The 300-nt window shown below is 50.7% G+C and carries 1 pseudogene; it reads left to right on the plus strand.

From position 1 onward, the window contains the following. Positions 1–75 precede the first annotated feature (75 nt). Positions 76–300, plus strand: a pseudogene (locus J5F18_RS10835) (EF-P beta-lysylation protein EpmB); the annotation flags it as partial.

Genomic DNA, 300 nt, shown 5'->3' on the forward strand with positions numbered 1-300 from the left:
GTAGCACTCTGTTCTGAGCTCCCAATTCCCCTTGTGCTAGTGCTGCATATGAATCATGCAAACGAGGCTTCTGAGGTGCTGAACACGCGTCTGTCCGCCTTACGAAATCACGGTGTACAGCTCTTAAATCAAAGCGTTTTGCTGAAAGGGATCAATGATTCACTTACCGAACAGGTGGCCCTGCAGGAAGCCGTTTTTCGGATTGGCGTCCTGCCCTACTACTTACATCAACTTGATCCGGTTCAGGGTGCGGCGCACTTTGCCGTTGAGGATGAGACAGCGATGAGGCTTTATCAACAG

Source organism: Halomonas sp. BM-2019 (assembly GCF_017584085.1).